General features: G+C 34.8%; 20 protein-coding genes. 3 read left to right on the forward strand and 17 right to left on the reverse strand.

What is annotated here, in order from left to right; genetic code table 11:
- Nucleotides 1-38: 38 nt before the first annotated feature.
- From M0R16_00535 to M0R16_00555, 5 genes are all read right to left on the reverse strand, one after another.
- A complete protein-coding gene (locus M0R16_00535) occupies nt 39-2,567 on the reverse strand; it encodes a YfhO family protein (protein MCK9611370.1) in 2,529 nt (842 codons plus the stop codon).
- 9 nt (nt 2,568-2,576) lie between these two features.
- Entirely contained in the window at nt 2,577-2,813 is a 237-nt protein-coding gene (locus tag M0R16_00540; GenBank protein ID MCK9611371.1) for a hypothetical protein, read from the reverse strand.
- A gap of 93 nt (nt 2,814-2,906) precedes the next feature.
- The gene (gene rpmH / locus M0R16_00545) at nt 2,907-3,062 is read right to left on the reverse strand and encodes a 50S ribosomal protein L34 (protein ID MCK9611372.1); all 156 of its coding nucleotides are present in this window, start codon (nt 3,060-3,062) and stop codon (nt 2,907-2,909) included.
- A 311-nt stretch (nt 3,063-3,373) separates the two neighbouring features.
- Nucleotides 3,374-4,501 carry a glycosyltransferase family 4 protein gene (locus tag M0R16_00550; GenBank protein ID MCK9611373.1) on the reverse strand — a complete coding sequence of 376 codons (1,128 nt, stop codon included), beginning with the start codon at nt 4,499-4,501 and terminating at the stop codon, nt 3,374-3,376.
- Nucleotides 4,502-4,512: 11 nt separating this feature from the next.
- Entirely contained in the window at nt 4,513-5,742 is a 1,230-nt protein-coding gene (locus tag M0R16_00555) for a sigma-54 dependent transcriptional regulator (GenBank protein ID MCK9611374.1), read from the reverse strand.
- A gap of 176 nt (nt 5,743-5,918) precedes the next feature.
- Between M0R16_00555 and M0R16_00560 the strand changes: the two genes are divergently transcribed.
- Nucleotides 5,919-7,649, forward strand: coding sequence for a hypothetical protein (locus M0R16_00560; GenBank protein MCK9611375.1), 1,731 nt, complete (start codon nt 5,919-5,921; stop codon nt 7,647-7,649).
- Between the two features lie 88 nt (nt 7,650-7,737).
- On the opposite strand, the gene groL is transcribed toward M0R16_00560, so the two are convergent.
- The 12 genes from groL to M0R16_00620 form a co-directional block, all read right to left on the reverse strand.
- Nucleotides 7,738-9,474: a chaperonin GroEL gene (gene groL, locus M0R16_00565; GenBank protein MCK9611376.1), complete on the reverse strand. Its 1,737-nt coding sequence runs from the start codon at nt 9,472-9,474 to the stop codon at nt 7,738-7,740.
- Nucleotides 9,475-9,506: 32 nt separating this feature from the next.
- Nucleotides 9,507-9,785 (reverse strand): co-chaperone GroES, encoded by a 279-nt coding sequence (locus tag M0R16_00570; protein ID MCK9611377.1) that lies wholly within the window; start codon nt 9,783-9,785, stop codon nt 9,507-9,509.
- A gap of 185 nt (nt 9,786-9,970) precedes the next feature.
- Nucleotides 9,971-10,294 (reverse strand): preprotein translocase subunit SecG, encoded by a 324-nt coding sequence (secG, locus tag M0R16_00575; GenBank protein ID MCK9611378.1) that lies wholly within the window; start codon nt 10,292-10,294, stop codon nt 9,971-9,973.
- A gap of 20 nt (nt 10,295-10,314) precedes the next feature.
- A complete protein-coding gene (locus M0R16_00580) occupies nt 10,315-11,067 on the reverse strand; it encodes a hypothetical protein (protein MCK9611379.1) in 753 nt (250 codons plus the stop codon).
- A 7-nt stretch (nt 11,068-11,074) separates the two neighbouring features.
- On the reverse strand, nt 11,075-11,584 hold the full coding sequence (gene lptE / locus M0R16_00585) for an LPS assembly lipoprotein LptE (protein ID MCK9611380.1): 510 nt from the start codon (nt 11,582-11,584) through the stop codon (nt 11,075-11,077).
- Between the two features lie 47 nt (nt 11,585-11,631).
- On the reverse strand, nt 11,632-13,041 hold the full coding sequence (locus M0R16_00590; protein ID MCK9611381.1) for a DUF5723 family protein: 1,410 nt from the start codon (nt 13,039-13,041) through the stop codon (nt 11,632-11,634).
- A gap of 13 nt (nt 13,042-13,054) precedes the next feature.
- Nucleotides 13,055-14,674 (reverse strand): hypothetical protein, encoded by a 1,620-nt coding sequence (locus tag M0R16_00595; GenBank protein MCK9611382.1) that lies wholly within the window; start codon nt 14,672-14,674, stop codon nt 13,055-13,057.
- 82 nt (nt 14,675-14,756) lie between these two features.
- A complete protein-coding gene (locus M0R16_00600; GenBank protein ID MCK9611383.1) occupies nt 14,757-17,504 on the reverse strand; it encodes a hypothetical protein in 2,748 nt (915 codons plus the stop codon).
- Between the two features lie 20 nt (nt 17,505-17,524).
- Entirely contained in the window at nt 17,525-18,121 is a 597-nt protein-coding gene (locus tag M0R16_00605; GenBank protein MCK9611384.1) for a ribonuclease HII, read from the reverse strand.
- Nucleotides 18,122-18,131: 10 nt separating this feature from the next.
- Nucleotides 18,132-19,418 (reverse strand): MFS transporter, encoded by a 1,287-nt coding sequence (locus M0R16_00610; protein MCK9611385.1) that lies wholly within the window; start codon nt 19,416-19,418, stop codon nt 18,132-18,134.
- Nucleotides 19,419-19,426: 8 nt separating this feature from the next.
- A complete protein-coding gene (locus M0R16_00615; protein ID MCK9611386.1) occupies nt 19,427-20,443 on the reverse strand; it encodes a DUF2231 domain-containing protein in 1,017 nt (338 codons plus the stop codon).
- A 42-nt stretch (nt 20,444-20,485) separates the two neighbouring features.
- On the reverse strand, nt 20,486-22,633 hold the full coding sequence (locus tag M0R16_00620) for a S46 family peptidase (GenBank protein MCK9611387.1): 2,148 nt from the start codon (nt 22,631-22,633) through the stop codon (nt 20,486-20,488).
- A gap of 102 nt (nt 22,634-22,735) precedes the next feature.
- On the opposite strand from M0R16_00620, the gene M0R16_00625 reads away from it, so the two are divergent.
- Nucleotides 22,736-24,169: a hypothetical protein gene (locus M0R16_00625; protein MCK9611388.1), complete on the forward strand. Its 1,434-nt coding sequence runs from the start codon at nt 22,736-22,738 to the stop codon at nt 24,167-24,169.
- A 120-nt stretch (nt 24,170-24,289) separates the two neighbouring features.
- On the forward strand, nt 24,290-25,162 hold the full coding sequence (locus M0R16_00630; GenBank protein MCK9611389.1) for a hypothetical protein: 873 nt from the start codon (nt 24,290-24,292) through the stop codon (nt 25,160-25,162).
- The last annotated feature ends 8 nt before the right edge of the window (nt 25,163-25,170 follow it).

Raw genomic sequence — 25,170 nt, forward strand, 5'->3', positions numbered from 1 at the left:
ATGCTAAATTAATTTTGCCTACTATGAAATTGCTTCCGTTATTTTTCTTCTTTATTGGTTTTGACAGGGTTGTTTTTTTTTCTGAGAAATATCATAAAAAGGCTTCCTGCGAGAAATAAAACAAGTAAAGCTGATCCGGCAAAAGATATCTTTTCACCAATATAAAATGATTTCGGTTCAAACCTGAATTCAATTTTATGGTCACCCGCAGGTACAACCATGGCCCTCAGTAAATAATTGGCACGAAAATACGGAGCTTTTTCCCCATCAATATATGCATTCCAGCCCTTGTCGTAATATATTTCTGAAAAAACAGCAAGTTGTGCTGATTTGAGACTTTTTGCTTCATATGTTAATGTGTCGGGATGATATTTTATTAATTTGATTTCGGATATAGGATTTATTTCTCCATTAAAATGAGCAGTATTTTCTTCAAAACTTTTGTCAACAACAGCGGTTGTGGCAGGAATGAAATGGTCAAGGGCCTTGATTTCTTCATCTGGATTTTCAACCCATTTTATTTCTTTAACAAACCATGCATTGCCCAGTGCAGCTGGATTACGTAAGGGCCGGGCATTAGGGCTGTAAATATAATATTTCGTATTGAGCATATTTAAAGATGTAAGCCCATACAAAGTTGCTATTAAAACCGAATCCGTAACATTATCTGACTGTAGCGTTTTTATTAATCTATCGTGCTCTCTGACTATTCTGTGTTCTATTAAATCCTGATATCGTTTTAGTTTGGCTGCATGATAACCGCCTATTGATTTATGAAAATAAGACGTTGAGGCATCCGTAGTGAAATTACCAACGGTAAGATTTAATACCCGGAAGTTTAATGTACTATCCTGTAAAATAAAATTATCAGCAGTTGAAGTTATAAAAGGATTTTCAACTTTTTTAGGGGTTTCAAAGTTTTTATCATTTAAATATTTCCTGTCAACCGGAACCATATCAATCATTATCAAAATAGCAATTGCCACGTACAACACATATTTGCTTATTTTCTTCATTGAACTGTATGTCCACAATACACCGGCTCCAATTAAAATAAACAAAAGTGAACGTAAGCAAGACATTTTAAAGATAGATACTCTTGCTGTTTCTAAATTACTTATGAATCCGTCAATAAGGTTACTGTCTGCGCCTTTTTTTATAAGCTCATTGAATTGGGTTGCTTCTGTGTTCTTTATAAAATTGAAAAAAGTAGTTGGGAGTAAAACAAATAACAATGTTAATCCTGCTGTAAGTCCAAGTGAGATAAAGAAAAATAATTTTTTTTCTTTTATTATTTTCGGATTCTCTGCTATTTCTTTTAAAGCGAGTATGGCCAGTAAAGGAATGGTGACTTCAACAACTACAAGTATGGAAGATACTGCCCTGAATTTGCTGTAGAAGGGGATATAATCAATAAAAAAATTTGTCAGAAAATTAAAATTGTGTCCCCAGGAAAGTAATATGGCTAAAATAGTCGTTGTCAAAAAAGCCCATTTTAACCTGCCTTTTACTATAAAAAGTCCTAATATAAAAAGAAAACAAACAAAAGCTCCAACATAAACAGGTCCTGCTGTGAAAGGCAGATTACCCCAATAATGATTTTGTTGTGCTACATCTTTTCGAAATTTTCTGTCCACATTATCCAGTGCAGATTTAGTTTCATTTAACGCGCCATCAGCTCCTCCTTTAACATTCGGTATCATCAATGTAAAAGTTTCTCCAATTCCATAACTCCATTGGGTTATATAATCCCTGTCAAGCCCTGTTGATTTGTTATGCAGTTCCGAAGTAAGAACAGGTTTGCCTCGTATGGTGTCTTTCATATATTCATAGGAAGTCCATAATTGACTTATATTGGGTAAAACGGCAAGAATGAAAGCAATGATTATTACTGCAAGCGCTTTGACAAAATGAAGGTATTGTTTTTTTAAGATATTATATATAATCTCAGCCAGTATAACAAATCCAAATAAAATCATGAAATAATATGTCATCTGGATGTGATTTACAAATATCTGAATGGAAAGGAAAATAGCCATTAATGCCCCTCCCAATAGATAACGGCCTCTGAAAGCAAGAATGGCCCCGGAGAGTATTGCAGGCATGCAAGCAACAGCCATTGTTTTTGTATTGTGTCCGGCCCCTATAGCAAGGAAAAAATATGTTGAAAACCCAAAGGCAATGGCACCAACCATCGACAGCCAGGGATCTGCTTTAAGAGAAATTAGCAATATAAAAAAACCAAGCAATAGAATAAATAGTATTGCAGCAGGCATTGGCAACCATAAATAAAAAAGCTTGCTGAAAAATCTCGAAATGTTGTTTTTGTAAATTACAGATATCTGGTATGCAGGCATTCCTCCAAATAAGGAATTTGTCCATAAAATATTATCACCCTTTTCCCTGTAATCAACAATTTCTTTTGATACTCCACGGAAGTTAACACCATCACTTTGTTGTATTTTTTTCCCTTGTAAAACAGGACTGAAATAAACTAAAGATATTACAACAAAAACAATAACAGCAATTACATAAGGAATAATTTTTTTTAAATCAAAATTTTTCATAAGAGCTTTTTATTTGTCATTTATTTCTTCATAATTAACATATTCTCCGGGAGCTGATTTGTTATTTTTAATATCAGGTACATAATCAACATTAACAAATCCATCTGGTTTTTTTTCAGGTTTTTGCTGTTGTTGATATTTTTTTGTCAATCTGTTCAGGTATCTTTTAATTACCAAAGGAACAACATAAATCAATAAAAACCATGAAATTATAACTATAAAAATTAACCAGAAAAAAAAACTCATTTCACCTATTATTAAAAAAAAGGAGACAATATCAATTATCTCCTCAAAATTAAATGATTTTAATTAAATCAATATTGATTGCTGAAAAAATATCTATTTATGGGTTTTCTCGTCAGAAACTGTAAGTTTCTTCCTGCCTTGAGCTCTTCTGTTTGCAAGTGTCCTGCGGCCGTTGGCTGTTTCCATCTTGCTGCGGAATCCGTGCTTGTTTTTTCTTTTACGCTGCGACGGCTGAAATGTTCTTTTCATTATTGATGAAATTTATAAGGAATGCAAAAGTAAATATTTTTTAATTAACAGCAAGTACTTTATGATTATTTTTACTTAAAGTTTAATTTTGGTGAAATTTTGATACAATTATGAATGATTGTAATGTAGTAAAAAACCAAACACAATGTAATTGCTCTTATCCTTGCTCCAAAAAAGGTGTTTGCTGTGAATGTGTTGAATATCACCGTAATAATAATGAACTTCCAGCGTGTTACTTTAATGCAAAATATGAAGCTACTTATGACAGGTCCGTCAGGAGTTATTTAAAAATGCTTCGGGAAAAATAAAATCTATGGATTCTTAGTCCTAATGATTGATTGCCATAGGAGTTCTGCTGTTTTATCCCATGAGAAATAATTCTTTCTGAGACTTGCTTTTTCAATAAGATTGGTACTTAAATCTTTGTCTTCAGCAATTTGACACATTGCCTTGCTTATAGAGTCCGGGTTAAATGGATCAATAAGTAAGGCAGCATCGCCTGCCACCTCAGGCATAGAAGTTACATTAGAAGTGATTACAGGAACATTGCATTGGAATGCTTCCAGGATAGGAATACCGAAGCCTTCGAAAATGGAAACGTAAGTTAAAGCCAACGAAGAAGCAAGAACCCTAAATAATTCAGCAGTTTCAAGCCTTCCGGTAAAAATAATATCCTCTTTATATTGTAGTCTGCTAAATGTTTTTTCTATTTCTGGAGTCCACCATTTTCGGGCTCCAACAATCAATAATTTTATTTCTTTATTACTTTTTTTTCGGAAAATATCATAAGCAATAAAAAGGTTTCTCAGGTTTTTTCTGGGCAATAATGCCCCAATAAAAATAAAAAAGTCTTTTCCCTTGGTGTACTGCTTTTTAACCAAATATTTTATGTCTTCCCCGACAGGTTGAAAGTAACCATTTGCCCCATTATATACTACGTCAATCTTATCAGAATCAATATGATAATGTTTTTGAATGTCATTCTTGGAAAATTCTGAAACAGTGGCAATACGTCTGGCGTTTTGAGCAAACCTTGGAAAAAAATACCTGTAATAATGTGATGTTAGCCAGGGAAGGTCTTTAGGATAATATTCAAAATTTAAATCATGCATTACAATTAAAGATGGAATTGCTGGCTTCAGCATGCAAAAACCATCGGGAGATAAGAAAATATCAGCTTTTATTTTTCTGAGAGTTTTTTTTACGGAATATTCAAACCATAAATAATACAAAAACGGGTGCCTGGCTTGGGGGCCAACGACAACAGGTATTATATTTTCTGAAAATATAAATTGTTTATCGAAAGACCTGTCAAAAATAAAATAAAAGGTATGTTCTTGATGTTTTTGAGTTATTCTTTTTAAGGTTTCGTAAGTAAACCAGCCTATACCCTCTAATTTCCCGGGTAATAATAAGCGTGTATTAACAGCAATATTCACAAAAACAGTACTTAATTGTCGATATTGTATTCTTTGATTTTCCGGTATAGTGTTCTTTCAGAAATTCCAAGTTCACGTGCGGCATTTTTACGTTTGCCACGATGTTTGTCCAAAGCTTTTTTTATAAGGTCGACTTCGCGGTCCTGAATAGAAAGAGACTCTTCATAAATCTCAGGGCTCTGAATAGGTTCTGCGATATAGGTTTCAGGAGTATTGATTTTTAATGAGGAATTTTTATTTTCAATAGGTATATAATCGTGTTCTAAGTCTTTCAGAAACTGATTTTTTAAGTCCTGCATTTTTACCGGGATATTATCTTCTTTCATAATCTCTGCAACAAGTTGTTTAAGCTCCGTAATGTCTTTACGCATCTCGAATAGCACACGATATAAAATATCTCTTTCGGAAATTTCCATTTTATCGCCCTGAGTTTTCATTAAAACTGGAAGTTTACTTGAACTAACCTGTGGTAAATATCTTGTAAGGGTTTCAATATCTATTTTTCGCTGTTTTTCAATAATAGAGATTTGCTCGGCAATATTTTTAAGTTGCCTTATATTTCCGGGCCAGCGATAATTAAGCATCAGTTCTTGAGCGTTTTCTTCGATGGTTACAGACGGCATTTTGTATTTTTCAGCAAAATCAGCAGCAAATTTCCGGAAAAGCAATAAAATATCATCTTTTCTTTCACGTAATGGGGGAATAATAATGGGAACCGAACTTAAACGATAGTATAAATCTTCCCGGAATTTTCCATGATGTATGGCTTCGGAAACATTAACATTCGTGGCAGCAATAACTCTTACATCTGTTTTTAAAACCTTAGATGAGCCTACTTTTATGAATTCTCCTGATTCGAGTACTCTTAGAAGCCTTGCCTGGGTTGATAAAGGCATATCGGCAATTTCGTCAAGGAAAATTGTTCCTCCATTAACAACTTCAAAGTATCCCTTCCTGGCTTCGTGAGCTCCGGTAAATGAACCTTTCTCGTGTCCGAAAAGTTCAGAATCTATGGTACCTTCAGGAATGGCGCCGCAATTAACAGCAATGTAAGGTCCGTGTTTTCTTGAGCTTAACTGGTGTATAATCTGGGGAAATACTTCTTTCCCCGAGCCGCTTTCACCAGTAATCAAGACACTTAAGTCGGTAGGTGCTACCTGACGGGCAACATCTATGGCAAGATTCAATTGGGGTGAATTCCCGATAATCCCAAAACGTTGTTTAATAGATTGTACATCCATAAATCTAAAATAATTTTGTAAAATTACTTTAAATTAATAATTTGGCAAACTTTTGTCATGTTTTTTAAGACATTTTGTCACACATATTCTATCCCGGTTCTTTTAAGAATTTTTTAAATGACATTTTTATCTCTAAATAACTAAATTTGTATGCTTATAATATCAAAGATATTTTTATGACGGGTTTTTTCTTAATGGTAGATTTTAACTCTTCTGATAAAATTCCATTTGAATATCCTCAGACATCAGGAGAATTGATAAATAATTCATTGAAAGTTGACGAATCGTTCCTGAGCCACTATGTTCTGAATAAATTTACAAATGATAAAATTTGGTTTAGTAATGAACGGTATGTTATCGCTATGGATGGTGTAGTTTTTAATTTTAAAGAATTAAAAAACAAATATTCCATATCTGATAATGCAAACCTATTAATATTGCTATTTGAAAAATACGGAATTAGTTTCGTAAATGAACTTCGCGGAGAGTTTTGTGGAGTACTTTACAGTAAAGTGACAAAAACCTGGCATGTTTTTACCAATCATACAGGTTCAAAATGGGTTTATTACTATTACAATCAGAATAATTCATTGTTTATTGCTTCAACACAGGTAAAAAAAATTGTTGACTGCCTGTCTAACAACAATATTCAATATTCACTAGATGAGATTTCGGCATACAGCTTAATCACTTTCGGTTATATGATAAATGATGGGACTTTGATTTCGGAAATTAAAAAAATAAACCCAGGTACTATTTTGGTTGTTAATAAATCCGCCATAAGATCAAAACGATATTACGAACTGGATAATACTCCCAAATATTCCAATATTCCCTCAATTTGTGCCGAATTGCATGAACGTTTTAATTATGCTATCAGTCAGGAGTTTGAAAAGGATGATGAATATAGATATGCCCATTTGGGAACAATATCTGGTGGTTTGGATTCCAAAACGGTTATCTGGTATGCATGCCAGAATAATTATCGCTCGTTATTAATAAATATTTCTGAATCTGGATCTTTAGATGAAACTATTGCCAGAAAAATGGCAAGAGACATGAAGCTTGAACTGGTTTTTTATGCTCTTGACAATGGTGTATACTTATGCAATACAATCGATGATACTTTGAAAATAAGTGATGGAAATATTGTTTATTCTGGTATTGCACAAACATATAATTCTATGAAAAGATTGGATGTTAAGTCTCTAGGTCTATTACATACTGGTCAAATCGGTGATGCTGTATTAGGTAGTTTTTTAAAGACTAAGGCTCATGTTAAACCCTCTATCGAGGGAATAAAAAACTATAGTTATTCAAAAACATTATTGAATAAATTAACACCATATTTACAAAATCATGTAATAAGCAATTTTGAAAATGACGAAATACTAGGTTTTTATACCCGTGCTTTTAATGGAGCTTATGGCGGTTATAGGGCAATTGAAAGATTTACAGACTATTCATCACCCTTTATGCATATTGATTATTTGGATTACGCTCTGCAAATAAGTCCCAATCTTAGATATAAAAGAAAAATATATCTTGAATGGCTAAAACATCATGCAAGTGTGGTATATCATTATCCATGGACATCAAAAGCCGGGTTACCTGCATATTACCCAGATGTTTTCAGCAAAGCAATTAAAGGTATGAAATTAATAAAGTCCAAAATTTTCGGAATATCCCGGACATATTCTATGACACCTTTCGATTATTGGTGGAAAAAAAATGAAACGGTCAGGAATTTTTTTAATGATAAATTTCAATCATCCTTTATGCTTCTTGAAAATCATAAAGAGTTATATCAAGATTGCAGAAATTTGTTTGTTAATGGAAATTTAAATGAAAAAGCCAGCATTTTAACATTGCTCGAAGCAATAAAATATCATTATCTTATTAGGTAAATAACAAATTTTTTTGAGATTTTGTTTGAAGTTAAAAAAGTAATAAAAAAACCGGCAAAAGCCGGTTTTTTTATTCTGGTGTGTTATTTTACATCATTCCACCCATACCACCCATACCGGGATTCATCATAGGGGGTGGTGTATCTTCTTTTATGTCGCTGATAACACATGCAGTAGTTAAAAACATACCTGCAATGGAGGCTGCATTTTCAAGGGCTACACGTGTTACTTTAGTCGGGTCAATAACGCCTGATTTGAAAAGGTTTTCAAATTTTTCAGTATGAGCATTGAACCCGAAATCATCTTTTCCTTCTCTTACTCGCTGCACTATAACAGAACCTTCCAGTCCTGCATTTTCAACAATTTGCCGCAAAGGTTCTTCTAATGACCTTTTAATAATTGCAATGCCAATTTCTTCATCTTCATTATCTCCTTTAAGTTTTTCCAGAGTGTTAATAGTACGGATATATGCAACTCCGCCTCCGGGAACTATACCTTCTTCAACGGCGGCACGGGTTGCATTTAAGGCGTCGTCAAAACGGTCTTTCTTTTCTTTCATTTCCACTTCACTGGCTGCACCAACCTGAATCACAGCTACACCGCCTGATAATTTTGCAAGGCGTTCCTGCAATTTTTCACGGTCATAATCTGATGTAGTATTCTCAATCTGTGTTTTAATTTGTGCTACTCTGGCTTTAATTTGTCCTGGTTCGCCTTTTCCGCTAACAATTGTTGTATTGTCTTTATCAACAACCACTTTTTCTGCTTGTCCGAGATATGATAGTTCAGCATCTTCAAGTTTGTAACCTGTTTCTTCCGAAATAAGTGTTCCACCTGTTAAGATAGCGATATCTTCCAGCATAGCTTTTCTTCTGTCTCCAAAACCCGGAGCTTTAACAGCTGCAATCTTTAATGAGCCACGCAATTTATTAACTACTAAAGTTGCCAAAGCTTCTCCTTCAACTTCTTCAGCAATTATCAAAAGCGGACGACCTGTTTGTACTACTTTTTCAAGGATCGGAAGAAAATCTTTCATTACCGATATTTTCTTGTCATAAATCAATATGTAAGGAGTTTCGAAAACTGTCTCCATTTTGTCTGTGTCGGTAACAAAATAAGGAGAAATATAGCCCCTGTCGAACTGCATACCTTCCACAACCTTAACAGTTGTTTCTGTGCCTTTGGCTTCTTCAATAGTAATAACACCTTCATGCCCGGCTTTAGACATTGCATAAGAAATAGTTACCCCGATTTCATTTTCATTGTTTGAAGAAATGGAGCCAACCTGAGAAATTTCATCTACTGCAACAATTTCATTTATGACTTTAACTTTATCGGTATAGCTTAACTCCTGTTTTTTATCTTTAACTTCTTTAAAGATAACTTCTGCTTTGTCAATAATGTTGTTCTTTTTAATTGCTCTGGACTGGCTTTTAAGTTTGTCAATAATTACAGTTACAGCCTTGTCAATGCCACGTTTGAGATCCATGGGGTTTGCACCAGCTGTAACATTTTTTAAGCCGGTAGTTATAATTGCCTGAGCCAAAACAGTAGCTGTTGTTGTTCCATCTCCGGCAATATCTGCAGTTTTTGAAGCAACTTCTTTTACGAGTTGAGCACCCATGTTTTCAACGGGTTCTTTCAGTTCAATTTCTTTTGCAACGGAGACTCCATCTTTAGTAACCTGAGGTGCCCCATATTTTTTGTCAATAATGACATTGCGCCCTTTGGGTCCAAGAGTGATTTTTACAGCATCTGAAAGAGCATCAACTCCTTTTTTTAACGCCTCACGGGCCTTAATATCAAAAATAATTTCCTTTGCCATTTGTTTAATTTTTTTTTGTTATTATAATTTTATTAAATCACCATATAAATATCATCTTCACGCATTATCAGATATGATTTTCCATCAATAATGACTTCAGTACCTGAATATTTTCCGTAAAGAACTTGGTCACCTGTTTTAAGTGTCATAGGTTCGTCTTTTTTTCCTTTTCCAACAGCTACCACAGTACCTTTCTGAGGTTTTTCTTTTGCTGTGTCAGGTATAATGATTCCACCAGCAGTTTTTTCTTCAGCAGGAGCTGGCTCTATAAGAACCCTGTCTTTTAAGGGCGTTCCTAAATTTTTTGTCATAACTTTTACTTTTTGATTTATAATTAATGAGGATTAGTTTTATATTTCGTTTGCAATAGTCATATTTTATGCCATTCAAGAAAAATTATATTAAATGGACAATTTTTCAGTTTCGATTATATAAAAAACAAAAAATGTCAGAACGGATATGACATTCTGACACTTAATATTTTTAAATTTATTGACTAGTTGTTCCCTGTGGGTGCAGGGGTATAATCAACAGGTTGTTCGTTATTAATCTGCTCTCTGAGTTCGGTATCAATAGTTGCATCTTTGTTGGCTCTAGGTATAACAAAAATTGATACTAAGCTCAACACAACGAGTGCAATAGCAAGGGTCCATGTGGCTTTTTCAAGAAAATCGGCTGTTTTTCTAACACCCATAAACTGATTAGATGATGAAAAATTGGAGGCAAGCCCACCACCTTTTGAATTTTGAACTAAAACAATCAATATTAGCAAAATACAAATTATAAAAATGAGTACAGAAATTACAATATATGCTCCCATGCTGAATATTATTAATGAAGTTATTTACTTAATTTTAATTTAAGATTTTCAATTTGGGCTGCAAAATAACTGCTTTTTTCCGGAACTAACAAATTTAATTTGAGGTAAATTTTTAGTGCTTTTTCGTTTAAGCCTTGTGAAATATAAATTTTTGCCAAAGTTTCACTAACAATATCGTCATGTTCAACACAACTGTTCTCAGCCATATTAACCGAACTAAAAAAGTCTCGCTTTGGCGGTGATATTTTTGGTTGTTCGCGGACAAATTTGTCAATCAGGGCATTTTCTTCCTTTTTATAGGTTGACAGCTGTTTATTATCAGGGCTTTCAACTTCAGCATTGCTTGCTTGATTTTCTATTGGACTGACCTTATCATCTGGGCTATTTTCGGACTCTTTCGAGTTTGAAAATTTTTCAGGTTTATTGTTTGACAATGTTGAATCAACTTCAGGTTGTACTTCATTAATTATTGCTTCTTCAACATTCTGAGTGAAGGGCTGTTCTTTATTATCATCTCTTAATGTTACGGGTTGTATTACTTTTTGATTATATATGAGCCAATAAAGCACGGAACGATCGTTAATATGTGCTGCAGATTTTTTTAATTGTTCCTCAAACTGGATATCATTACTAATGTTCAGGAATGTAGTGTATAATAGATGTGCGGTTTGAAAATAAGGATATTGATTAAGCAGAGATAGCATTTCCTGCTTATTAATCTGGGTTATGTTTTCATGGTTATTGATATAACCAATAAATTCGCTTTTATTCATTTATTAATTACCAATTAACGGCAGTTTTATTAAATACATCATCAACGAGATATTCAATAATTTGTTCTACTATCTCGTTTTCAACGCTGGAAAGGGTTTGAGAGCTGGGATAGTCAGCATATCTCATAAAACTGGCTTCGTAATTTTGTTTTTCATCGTACTTATTAACAAAGCGAATATTAATAGTTATTGATAGACGGTTTAGAGCTGCAGTTTGATCTCCCTGAATAGCCGTTGGCGAAGTATAATAATTTGTTATTTCTCCCGAAAGGTCAAAATCGCCAACGGAATTAACCGGAACCAGGTTTGTTTGGGAGCTAAACCGATTACGCAGGGCCTCTGTTAACTGTTGGCTTAATGTCGGTTTTACAAGGGATGCATTGTTTTTAATATAATGGATGGAAATAGTTTTGATTTCGGGGGGAATGGATGCGCCGGTAAAGGAATAATTTATTTTGCATGATTGTATTGTACAAATCATACTGAATAACAATATAATTATTACTTTTTGCTTCATATCTAATGCAAAAATAATTCTAAAAATGAAACTGTCAAATTAAAAGCTTAAAGTTTCATAAGCGGATTTGAGACTTTCTGATAGAAAATGTAATTGCATCCAAAGTGTACGTTGAAATTTTTTGTGTGATAAGGAATAATAGCTGCAAGAAAATTGTCGGTAGATAAAAATATCTGGAATGGTCCAAATCTAAGGGCTGCTCCAATACCAAAATTAAGCCACTCACGGTTCATATATGAGTATGAAAATGAAAAATCCAGTATGTTCTTGAACAACCTGTTATATGCTATAGTAAACGCAGGTTGAAAAGTCTTTCCATATATTTCTCCTCGGAAAATTACCGCAGCACGGTCTTTTTTTGAAATATTGTAATATCCGCTCAAATAGATTTTTGTTGGAAGCGGACTGGAATATCTTTTATTTTCTTCTTCAATTTTAAATATATTCGCAATGGAGTCCAATAGTTTGTCAATAGCATTTTCCTGTGTTGAATCTTTTCTGAAAAAATCTGCAATGTCAATGCCCTGAAAAGTAAAACTTTTATCACTCATGGAATATCTTCTGGTTTCGGTTTTCCAGAAGATATATCCAAAATCAATAACACTGGCACCTACAGTCCATTTTTCATTAATTTTATATGTGGCACCCAGATCAATGCCGAATCCGGGATTATTAAAGTTAAACAAATAATCTTTGTAATCATCAATAGTCATTGTATCGTTATCAAATAAAGTGTTATATATTTTTTCCGGCGCTGATGTATAAAGATCAAAATCAGAGTTGGCAGTGAGATTATAATATTCTTCATCAACCTCAAGGCTTAGTTTGCTTTTTTTTGTATAAACATTTGACATCCCGAATAAAAGTTTAAACCTTCCCCCTACAGTCCATTTGGAATTCAGGTTGTAAGTGTATCCAAGAGCTAATTCACGATAATGCGTAAGTTCGGCTCCTAATCCGTTAAAGTTGGCTGCAGAACCAATAAATTGTGAATTTCCACGCCATATCATTGAGAGAAGGTCTCTTGGGTAAGTAAACCTGAATCTTAATTTTTCGGTTAAAGACAAACTAACATAATGTACACGTTTAATTTTAAAACCAAAAGAAAGAAGCTCAATTTGCTGGTTTAATATTAGATGATTTTTTTTAGCAAGGCCATCCACAACATCTTCAAAGTCAAAGTATAATGAATCATCTGATTTGCGCTGGTGAATCAGGTCATCATACTTAAATCCGCTATTTGAAATACTGGTATAATTTGAAGACAATACAGGTAAAAATACAATAGGGAGACAGCCAATATGTATTTTATAAAGCGGCATCTGCCCCGGGTTATCATAGTATGCCTGAGGTAAAGTGCTCATAGTATAACTGGTCATGCCATCCTGGGCTAGAACAAAATTATTAGTTATGACAAGGGTGGCTGCTATTGCAAAAAATATTTTTATTCTTTTCATGTTCAATGGAGTTTTAATAAGTTACATGTAACTTCGCTCTGACACCTACTTGGACTAAAAGATTATAGTCTGAGTAAATGTTTACAATCTGAGTTGAGCTTTGTGAGGATAACATTTGAGCATGGACAAGAGCTTTTTTTGTTTGTTTGAGATTAGAAATGCGTTGTTTTTCGAAGGTTGTTTCCGTATATTTATGAACGGACTGTGTAACCATATATGGAGGGGAAGAACTGCAAGGTGCAGGGGCAACTATTTGTTGAGCAGGTGTTAGTAATGAATCAAGTTTCTGGTTGTTTTCGTCCAGAAAATATACTTGCATGATAGCTTCAACAGGAAAGCCGTTAGTTGTGTTAATGCGGAAATGTAAATATTCTGCCACACCTAAATCTTCCCCTAATTCAAAATCGAGGGTGTCCTGAATGATAAAATTCCATGTTTTTCCTGCCAGAGGTAGTTCCACCTGAGCATCAATATCAAACTGGCTGTCAAAATTGGCAAAATTATCTGATGTTCCTCCGGTTGGATTTGAAACCCCAGCGATATCTGCAACAAACCATTTTGGGGATATTAAGACCCCATTCCAAACATTACTGTTTGTTTTGTCGAGTTGCAGTTCTGTTGTAACGCTTTGGCCAATTTGAGATATTGACGGGTAATTAATATCCCAGGAAGAAGGTACACCGCTAATTAATACGTCTGGCTGCATATCATTCCCCTCGGTAGCCTTAAGATTGGTAATATTAAATCGGACAGGCATCCCGAAAGAATTAGTGGCTATGAAGTTGATTTTTGGGTCTTCAAAATCTATAAACCCATGAATATTGTTCTTAAAAAGTCTTATTTCAATAGAGTCACCTGGGAAATTAAAGTACATTTTTTTAAAATCTCCTTCAATTTTTTGCAAAACAATATCGCTGAATGATTCATTAAGGCTTAAATTGTAAGGAGAGTTGTTTGAATTGCCGTTCCCGTGAACAGTGATTGTATATATGATATCCAAAACATTTTTATTAAGTCCGGTGTTGTCGAATGTAAGTTTATAGCCCGAAATATCAAAGAATTGATTGATATTGGAATTATAAACATAATTTATATTTTGGTTAAAAGGAATGCCTCCAAGTGTTGCATTGGGAATTGAAATGTTGATGGTGGCATCATGGTTTAAATCCGCAGAAAAAACAGAAAAATTAAATAGTCCGGTTTTGAGTGTCATTTCGTCAATGATTACACTATCGGGTATGACCATAAATGAATAATTTACCTGATGTGGTGTGGCCTGCAGATCTGTCCCGTAAGGAAGTGCTCCTGTTACACTGAATTGTATATTGGTGTTTAAATTTTGTACCGGGAAAAATATCAGTTCAGCTGCAGTTCTGGAGTAAACTTTTTTGGAGTATATCAGGGTTTGAAAGTGAGTATTGTCTGTAACAAGATTATTATAGTCATGGTCATTTATAATATCTGCCAGAGTTAAATTGGAATATATGGCAGAGACAGCTACGTCAGGATTCCATTCTCCGTCTGTATCGAGCATGTCAAAGTCAAACTTGTCTCTATAGCATGAAAAAAATGAAAATACAAGCAGTAAAAATAAAATCGTTTTTGCTGCCGGAAATCGTTTGAAATTTTTCATAATTGATAGTATTTAATATTTAGCAAATATACGATAAATAAAAGAAAAAGTAAATAGGGCATTATGATTGTTATAAATACAATTAGTTTAAAATAAAATTCATCATTTTACTACTATCTGATACTAAAATATTATATAAGTTATGTCCGTAAAACATGCTTATTTCAAACTCTCTGCCGATAGTAGGACTTCCCGTGAGTGTTTTAGAGATTTTGTTGTTAAACAAAACAATAGATGCGCTGGCAGAATCCGGAAAAACAATATAATACTTGTGCTTTCCTATTTTTAATAATCTGGGTTTTGAACAAGGGATTTGTGTCATTGAAGCTTCATGGATTTTTCTTTTAGCATGGTTATAAACAACAACTTGATTATTATCAAAGAAGATAAAATCATTTTTTGTATCAAGGTTAAAGTCCCCGAAAACAAAATAATGATTTTCAGAAAAATTTTTTGTTGAAACAACTTCGATGGAACCATTTTCTGAAACAAATATCATTTTCCCTTTTCTATCGGTAGTCATTAGGTATTGTTTATTATTATCAGAAACAAGATAAAAGATGCTATTTTTGGCTTTAATAAAGGGCTTGCTGCTTTTAATAAGTAACTTCCCCCTGCGGTCAATAAAATAGACCTTTCCGTTTACATCAGTAGCAATCAGGGCATCTTTTTTCTTTAATCTAAAATATTCTACAGGGGTATTTAATCTGGCATTTGTTCTAAAATTATGCCATCCGGGAGTTGGTTTCCCGTTAAAAGTGAAGTTGTAAATTATTTGATTTTCGCAGGGGATAATTATTCTATAGTCACCATTATTGCTATAATCAACAATAGTGATTGCAGTACTTGCGGGATTAGGAAGCTTTACCGGGCTGATATTATGTTTATTTCCTTTTGTGTCAAAAATATAGATGTGGTTTTTTGTATTAAATATCAGATAACAGTTTTTGTTTTTGTGAGAAAATGCTGAAAATACCGTGCTTAGTGGTGCACCGTTGATATGTTTTTTCCATAGTAACTGCCCGTTTCGATTCAGCACATACATATTATTTAAAGCATCAAAGAATACAATTTTTTTGGTACTATCAGTAAAATCATCTATTACTGAAGCTTTTCCAGAGATAATTGTATCAGCAGAAAACTCCCATACAGAGGGACTATCTTCAAGATATGCAGCATTGTGCTTGAGATAAGCATTAAAATAAAATTTGCTTTTTTGATTAGTTGTCTGAAAAGCAATTGCCTGAATGTTTTTTAATGATTTTTCGTTTTTCAACAATTCCTGTTTTAATTTATCATTGAATATAGGTACAAGCAGCTGAAAACTTTTATGAATATTTGCATAGAAACAAAAATTGGCTTCTTCTGCTACATTATCAGCAAAATCAAGGTAGTTATGGTTTTTATTCAGAGTTTTTCCCGACAAAAAGCCAGAAATAAATAACTCCAAAGAAAGAGGCGATTGTCCAAATACAACATAATCGTTTATGGTAGTGAAATACGAAGAATCAAGCCTTGAAAAAACATCTCCGAAGCAGGCACTAAGCAGTTGATAAGGGATGAGTTTTCTTATAGCAAAAGAGTCGCGATGGGCCAGAAAAGCTTCTTCAGGGACCGTGGAAAGTTCTTCTTCCAATAAAGTTTTAAAAGTTGCAATGTCTTTTGCTTTTATAATAGCATAATAATGATAAGGGTTATCAACATTTGGGTTCTCAGTTACAATTAAAGCAAATTCATTACCAAGATGTTCGATAAACTTTTTGTGGATATCAATTTCATAGTTGTATAAAAATCTCTCATACATTTCATCAAATGATTTGCCATGAAATTTTTGTTTCATAAATGAATTATAGTCCTTGATATATTGAAGAGGTTTGTGAATGCCCCAATAGTACATTAATGCCGTATTGTATGGGCAAATACTTGTAAGTTGATTTTGCTGTGGAGATTGCGAACCAAATACTTTTTTCAGAAATTGCCCGGTATCACCTGAAATAAGATAACCCGCAATAATAAGTTCGTCATTTTTTAATGTCAAATCGAAGGCACCCATCTCTCCCGAAATGGAAATTAGTTTTATTTGCTTGTTAATATTTTTGTTAAAATAACTTGACAGCAGTTTATCAAAATATTGATTTCTAATAAAAAAGTTTGCATCAACTTTTTTCCCTGCAAAAGCATGAAGCTGTGTAAAAAGCGGATCGCTATCAAAGCATATTTTTGTTAGCAATGCGCTTAAAGAGTTTTCAATAACACCTGTGCTTTCGGAGATAATAAAAATTCCTTTTGATACGGTATAAGAGCATATAAATTTTTTATGACTGTATATTTGAAAAATTTCATTATCAAGAAATTTATAGGATGTTATGGTTTTCCCTGATGAAAAATTTTTACGGATAAACTTATCAATAATATTTTCACGATGTGGTCCTAAAAGATTTATGGTGAAAAGCAGGCTGTATTTATTTCTGTCGGGAACCCATGCAATATACAAGTAATTTGTTTTTAGTGTTTCCAGTAATTCTTCATTTTCTTTTATTATAGAATCAATATTCCTTATTTTATTATCTAATTCCCTGAAAAAATCAAGTCCCTGCAGTTCTTGCCATATAAGGTTTTTTGTTTTCATTTTTTCATACAAACCGTGTACATTTTTTACTTCCAGAAGACAGACAGCGCTTTCAGGAACGGCTTTTAAGGCAGGAATGATGGGGTCTTTAAGTTTTTTGATAAATAAAAAAACGGGAATACATAATGCGATTCCAACGATGGTAAGCAAGCTAATTATTAAATATTTTTTACGCTTTGATGTTTTTGTAGGATATCTCATTTGTATGGCAACAGGAAATTTTAAAAAATAATTCGTAATTGTTCATTCAGGTTGTATGTTCTGCGGTGGTAAGGTGTAATACCGTGCAGGTTAATAGCATTCTTATGTTCTCTTGTGGGGTAACCTTTGTTTTGTTCCCAATTGTAAATCGGAAACTCTTTGTGAATTTTTATCATAAATTCATCCCGATGAGTTTTTGCCAGCACCGAAGCCGCAGCTATTGACATGTATTTGCCATCACCTTTAATAATACAATTATGCGGGATGTTTTTGTAATCATCAAAATAATTACCGTCAACGAGTATCAATTTAGGGGTCATTGTGAGTTTATCCAGTGCCATGTGCATCGCTTTTACTGATGCTTTTAAAATGTTTATTTTGTCAATGATTGTATTGTCAACTCTCGCGACAGCCCATGCCAGGGCAATATTCTCGATTTCGATGCGCAGTTCATTGCGTTGTTTTTCGCTTAACAATTTTGAGTCGTTCAGGATGTTGTTTTTGTATTTTCGGGGAAGTATAACTGCGGCAGCAAATACTGGACCTGCCAGCGCCCCACGCCCGGCTTCATCACAGCCGGCTTCCATAATATTTCTTTTAAAAAAAAGCTTTAACATATTTTTAGTTTTAAACTTTTTTCAGTGCAAGAAATTTGTTGAAAAGTATTAATCCAATGATGGTAGCGACACCTATCAGACTGAAAATAAACCATAGTGTGGAAGGATTTTTAAGTGTATCAACAAAATAAACATAAAGGTTAGCTCCCAGCACTCCACCGATACCGCTGCCAATAACACCATACAGGAAAGAATAACCCAGATATAAGGCTTTTTTGTCGGCTGGAGCAATAAGTCCAACATAGGAAATAAATTTTGGATGGGCAGTCATTTCTCCGATTGAGAAAATAAACATTCCTGCAATGAATACCCAGGCATTTGACGACAGCCCAAGGATTGCCATTCCTATAGTTCCCAGAAAAATGCCTGTTATCATGGTTGGAAGGGCTTTGGTATGTTTAACAATACTTGAAATAAATATCTGTAAAAGTATAATAGTTCCCGCATTTATAACGGTTACATGCTCGGCTTCAAATTTCCATTGGGGGTTTTCAGTAAAAACAGCAAGAATTGAATTGACGAAATTATTGACAGGCGTCATATCCATGTATTCGCTCAGGTACCATAAAATGGTATCGAACATTTGAAAATACAATATCCAGAAGCCGGAGTAAATTACTATCATAATTATAAATCGGTAATCCTTAATTACAAGAAGCGCTTCTTTTAAAATGGTCTTAAGTTTTTTTGCATTAGCTGGTTTGGCTGGTTCTTTATATACAAACAGATTAAGAAGCATTAAAGAGCCGGTAATTACAGAAGCCATTATAAAAATATACGACCATGAGAATTGCTTCAAATAAGGAACCAATATAAGAGGAAAAATAAAAGCTCCCAAATTTATAGACCAGTAAAAAATACCAAACCCGAGTGAGGAATTCTTTTCGTCTGTTGAACGGGCGATAGTACCTGAAATAATAGGCTTAAAGAAACCGGCGCCGGTAACCATCAGCAACAGGCTTGCAAAAACAAGCGGATATTCGGTAAACTGACTAGTTAAAAAATATCCTGAACTCATTACTATAAAGGCAAATATCAGTGTTTTCCTATAGCCATAACGATCGGCAATAGCGCCTGAAATAATAGGAAGCAAATAAAGCAAAGGGGTTATGGTGCTTTTAATAACTCCAACGCTTTCTTTTGAAAACCCGAGCCCGCCCTCTTTTGTGCTCATTACAAGATAAACTGATAGTACCGACATTACACCATAGTAAGAACCGCGTTCAAAGAACTCCATGGTAATTACAGTCCAGAAATTACGTGGAAAGCTTCTGAACCCCGATTTTTTTTCAGGCAATTGTTTCATCAGTTAATAACGATATATAATTCTTTCTCAGTTCCACAGAGTTCGCAATAATCTTCTTCATTTTCGCTGGTATATGTAAAACCGCATTTAGGACATACATAGTAGGTTGTCGGCAGGTTTTTTTCCTGTTTTGATTTCAGGGCATCGATAGCATTTTTAAAATATTCCATGTGTTTTAATTCGGACTCCATTGCCCAGCTGAATGATTTCAGTGCATCACCGGCATTGTCATTTTGTGCCTGTTCAATATAAGCCGGATACATACTGAAATCTTCATAATTTTCATCTTTATAGGCGCTTTCAAGGTTCTCCATTGTTGAACCTAAAGTGAATTCTTTTGCTCTTACATCAGCCTGTATACCGAATTGTTTTAACACTATACGGTGATTTTCTGCATGTATGCTTTCTGATTTTGCAGCGGATTTAAAAAGTACAGCAACGCGCGGCATATTTTCTTCAGCGGCTCTTGTGGCAAAAGCTTCATATTTCGCAACACATGTTAACTCTTCTTCCAAAGCTGATTTGAGATAATCAATCGTTTTTCCCGCTTTTGTTGTATCGGCTGTGACATTATTGCCTGAATCCTGTATGGAAACCATATGGTTGTAAACAAGAGATCCCCCCATAAACCCGGTAATGCCAACACTGACAGCGGCAAAGAAAAACAATACAAATACAAACCACTTGAGTACGGAGTGGTCTTTCTTTTTCATAACCATGTAAATTCTGATAAGAGAAGCTGCTATCATAACAAACATAGTTATTTTGGCAAATACCTCGTGTCTTTCTTTAAGTTCTCCTGCCTCTCCCGAAAAATCCCTAGTAAAAAATTCTCCTGTAAAATAACCGCCAATGGCTCCCAGTGTTCCTAATATCATCATGTAAAAACCTACTTTTGACAGGCAGTGCTTTTTATTATTAAAAAACAGGCTAAACAGGTCGGCAATAAAACCAACGATAATTAGAGCAACCGGAAAGTGAACCAGCATTGGGTGAAAATGACTTGTATCAAACATAAAGTAACTATTTTGTGATTAATAAAAACATATCCAACAAATTTATTGAATAATATTCATTTCGGCTATAAGATTTTTGGCCCCGGCATATTTATCAATAATAAAAAGAACATAACGAATATCTACATTGATGGTTCTTTGTAATTCCGGCTCAAAACATATATTTCCGCTCATAGCTTCCCAATTGCCATCGAAAGCCAACCCGACAAGATAACCGTTGGCATCAAGCACTGGGCTGCCGGAATTACCTCCGGTAATATCATTGTTGGTGATAAAATCGGTAATGAGAGTGCCATTTTCGGCATATAAACCAAAATCTTTTTTTTGGTATAACTCTTTGAGTTTTTTTGGCACCACGAATTCCCAGTTTGAGCTGTCTTCTTTTTGAATTACGCCATCAATAGTTGTATAATAATTATAATGAACCGCATCGGCAGGGTAGTAATCCTGAACTTTTCCATAAGTAAGCCGCATGGTCTGATTGGCATCGGGATAAAATTTCTGTTCCGGCAACATTTCCCTAAATCCTGCTATCAGCAAACGCTTTCCCTCTGCAAGTTTATCATTGGATGCAACCCATAATTTTGTTATTTCGTTGTATTTTTCTGCAAAGGAATTCATAAGTAAGAACATGGCGTCTTTTTCAAGTACTTTGACTGTAGGTGATTTTAAGAATCCTAAAACGGATGTATTATCACAGAAAATGGTATTTGCAAAAAGGTCTGTAGTGAGTTTCCCGAAATCTGATTTGTGTATTAAAACAAGTTTAGTAAAATAATCAGGCTGTTGTGCTTTTGGAACGTTCTCATAATACATCTTCAGCATAGCCGCAGTTATTTTCAAATCTGTGGGTTTGTGGTAATCTTTAAACAGCTTTTCAGCAAGAGATTTAAGCTCATTAGTTTTTTGTCTTATCTTTTCATTATTTACAGGTTTTTCTTTCAGAAGTTTCAGAAGGTCATTGAATCTTCTGGAAAATGTCAGCGCTTCACAGCCTGTGATGGCTTCCATGAAATATATTCTTGCCAGGTTTGTTTTTTGTTGTTCCTGATACGCATCACTGATTGTTTGAAGTACGGTTCTGTATTTTTCTTTCCGGTTGTTATCGGCATTCACCCAATCGGAAAACTGTTTTTCCTGTTGTTTCTTTTTTTCGGCTACTTTCAGTCTTTTCAGGGCTTTCATGGTTCCAATGAAATTTTTCCAATAGTTTGAAATGCCTGCGTACTTTGAAGCGTATTTTATTTTTACTTCAGGATCCGCATCCATATCTTCGCGCATGAGTTCGAGTTTTTTTTCGCGGGCTTTAATGCGAGCCGGGTAGGATTGCTGCATATACATATCTATGCCGTATGAAGTCAGGTAACGTTCGGTAGTTCCAGGATATCCAAGGATCATAGTGAAGTCACCGTTTTTAACTCCTTTAACAGATATTGGCAATGAATGTTTAGGTTTTAGTGGAATATTATTTTCGTTGTATGTGGCCGGAGAGCCGTCAGGGGCGGTATAAACCCTGAACAATGAAAAATCACCGGTATGCCTCGGCCACATCCAGTTGTCGGTATCTGCCCCAAACTTACCAATGGATGAAGGTGGTGCGCCTGCCAGGCGAACGTCACTGTATGTTTGGTACACAAAAAGATAATATTCATTGCCTTCAAAAAAACTTCTGACTGTGGCATCATAGCTTGTGCCTTCTTTAGCTTCTTTTTGAATTGTTTCAGCAATTTCCCTTACTTTTTTAGCTCTGTCTTCTTCTTTCATATTTGGCGAAAGGGCTGATAAAATTTTTTGTGTAACATCTTCAATACGAATCAGGAACTGAACTGTAAGTCCGGGAATTGGAAGCTCTTCTCTGAGATTCATTGCCCAGAAACCATGTGTCAGATAATCATGTTCTACGGTACTTTGTGATTGGATGGCTCCATAGCCGCAATGATGGTTGGTAAGTATCAATCCCTGTGATGATATAACTTCGCCTGTGCAACCTCTTCCAAAAAGTATTATAGCATCTTTAATGCTTGAATTGTTTACACTGTAAATTTCCTCAGGAGTGAGTTTTAAGCCCATTTTTTGCATATCCGTATAATTCAACCTGTCAATAAACAAAGGCAACCACATTCCTTCATCGGCTTTTGCATTATTTCCCAGCAACAGGCATCCTGCAAGAAAAAACAACAACTTTTTCATAACTTTGAGATATTTTATTAGTTAGTAAATTTGATTACAAAATAAATAATTTTTAAACAATCCATAATATCATTCGTTTAATGTCTTTTATATAAGGATTGCATGAGAAAGACAATAATAATCTTATTTATCCAATTAATTTCATTGTTGTTGTTATCTTGCCATCGCAACCTTGTTGACCCTTTTATACCCAAAGATAAAAAGTTTAAAACCCAATTCAAGTTCAGCGAAAGGCAAAACCGAACGGTAGAAAAGCACAGAAGTTTTATCAGACAAAAGGGTAAATTCAAAGATTCCTTCAGTTCATCAAAAGGGAACCGCCGTGGCGGCGAATTTGGAAGGGATTCTTTTTCTTCAAAAAAGAAAAAAAAATATAAGGGAGCAAGCTTCAGTCAATCAAAAAGAAGAGTTGTCGGTAATTTATCTCCCCGTGCAAAAAGAGGGAGAGATTCCTTTAGTTTTAAGCCGAAGAAAAAGCTGCAATACCATAGTTACAGCAAGACGAAAAGGCAGGTGGTAAATAAGGGTGGCAAGCGTTATTCAGGCGGGCGGGATTCATTTTCTTTTAAATCCAGAAAGGGAAACAAACAATTTGCGTACAGTAAATCAAAAAGGCGTGTAATCAGCAAAGGAGATAAACATTACCACGGAGGGCGCGATTCATTCAGCTTTAAACTGAAGAAAGGTCAAAAGCAGCACAGTTATGATAAATCAAAGCGCAGAGTTGTGGCGAAAGGAAGTTTTCTTCCAAGGAGTAAGCGCGACAGGGATTCTTTTTCTTTTAAATCCAGAAAGGGAAACAAACAATTCACATACAGTAAATCAAAAAGGCGTGTAATAAGCAAAGGTAGCAAGCATTTTCGCGGAGGGCGCGATTCGTTCAGCTTTAAGTCAAGACATGGGCAAAAACAGCACCGCTTTGACAAATCAAGAAAACGGGTTACAAGCCGTTCAATATTTTCCGGCTACAAGCGCAACAAAGATACATATAGCCGCAAATCAAGCAATATTTCAGGATTCTTTCGCTACAGTAAATCTAAAAAGCGAGTGGTAAGCAAAGGAAGGTTCTTTGCCTCAGGCATGATAAAACGCGACCGCGAAAGCGGTTCTTTCACAGTTAAACGTAAGTCCCAGGGAGGACAGTTTAAGTTTAACCTGAAGAAGCGCAGGGTGACAAAAAAACCTATTGCAGTTAGTGGCATAAAACGCTTGCGCAGTTCAGACAGTTTCAGTGTAAAAGTGAAAAAACGTCCCGGGGCTTTTGGCTACAATCAGAAAAAGAAAAGGGTAACTAAGACATTTAGTCTGGTGAAGCGAAAAGATGTTAATGCCGGCTCTTTCGGACATGGGAGAAGAAAACCAAATTTCTCGGGCCAGTTTAAGTTTGACCCCAAATCAAAGCGGGTGAAAAACCGTGACAATATCTGGTGGGAAATGAACCAGAACTTCAAAAAGAAAAAACACAAAAAGAAACTCTGGGAGTTGGAACTCTTTGACCCGAAAATGAAAAGACGTATGAAACAGTTGGAAAAATAAGATGATAAATGTTTTGTCGTTTCAATTAGGACTATAGCACCTATCTTAATGTTTTAACGCTTACAAGAGAAAAAATAAACATGTTTTTATTTTAAGTAATTTCGTGAGAAATTTTGTAGGATGAAAGTTTCTGGATTTACATTTGTCCGTAATGCAATAAAATATGATTACCCCATTGTGGAAGCCATAACTTCTATACTTCCCCTTTGCGACGAATTTGTTGTAGCTGTGGGTAATTCTGAAGACGATACGCTGAAGCTTATCCAAAGCATTCATTCTTCTAAAATAAAAATTTTAGAAACTGTTTGGGACGATACCTTGCGCGAAGGCGGGCGTGTGCTTGCATTGGAAACCAATAAAGCATTCAAGGCTGTTTCGCCCACCGCAGACTGGTGTTTTTATATTCAGGGTGATGAAGTAGTGCATGAAAAATATCATGTTGTGATAAGAGATGCTATGGAAAAATTTAAAGACGATAAACGTGTGGAAGGCCTGCTTTTTCATTACACTCATTTTTATGGCTCCTATGACTATGTTGGCGACTCGCGCAAATGGTACCGTAACGAAATACGCATAGTACGAAATGATAAAGGTGTTACTTCCTTTCGTGACGCACAGGGTTTTCGTATTCATAACCGCCTCATGAAGGTTAAAGCCATTGATGCATGGATATATCATTATGGCTGGGTAAAACCGCCCGATCTGCAACAGGCCAAGCAGGAGAGCTTTCATAAAATGTGGCACGATGACGAATGGATGAAGAAAAATATCGCTCAGGCAAACCAGTTTGATTACTCCAAGATAGATTCATTGTCACTTTTCAGTAACAGCCATCCCTATGTTATGCAGGAAAGAATTCGAAAAAAAAACTGGACTTTTGATTTTGACCCTACAAAAAAGAATTTCGATTTTAAAACCCGTATCCTTTATTGGATAGAGAAGATGTCGGGGTGGAGGATAGGGGAGTACAAGAACTACAAACTAATAAAATAAGTACAGGA

Source organism: Bacteroidales bacterium, from assembly GCA_023228145.1.
Taxonomy (GTDB): domain Bacteria; phylum Bacteroidota; class Bacteroidia; order Bacteroidales; family CAIWKO01; genus CAIWKO01.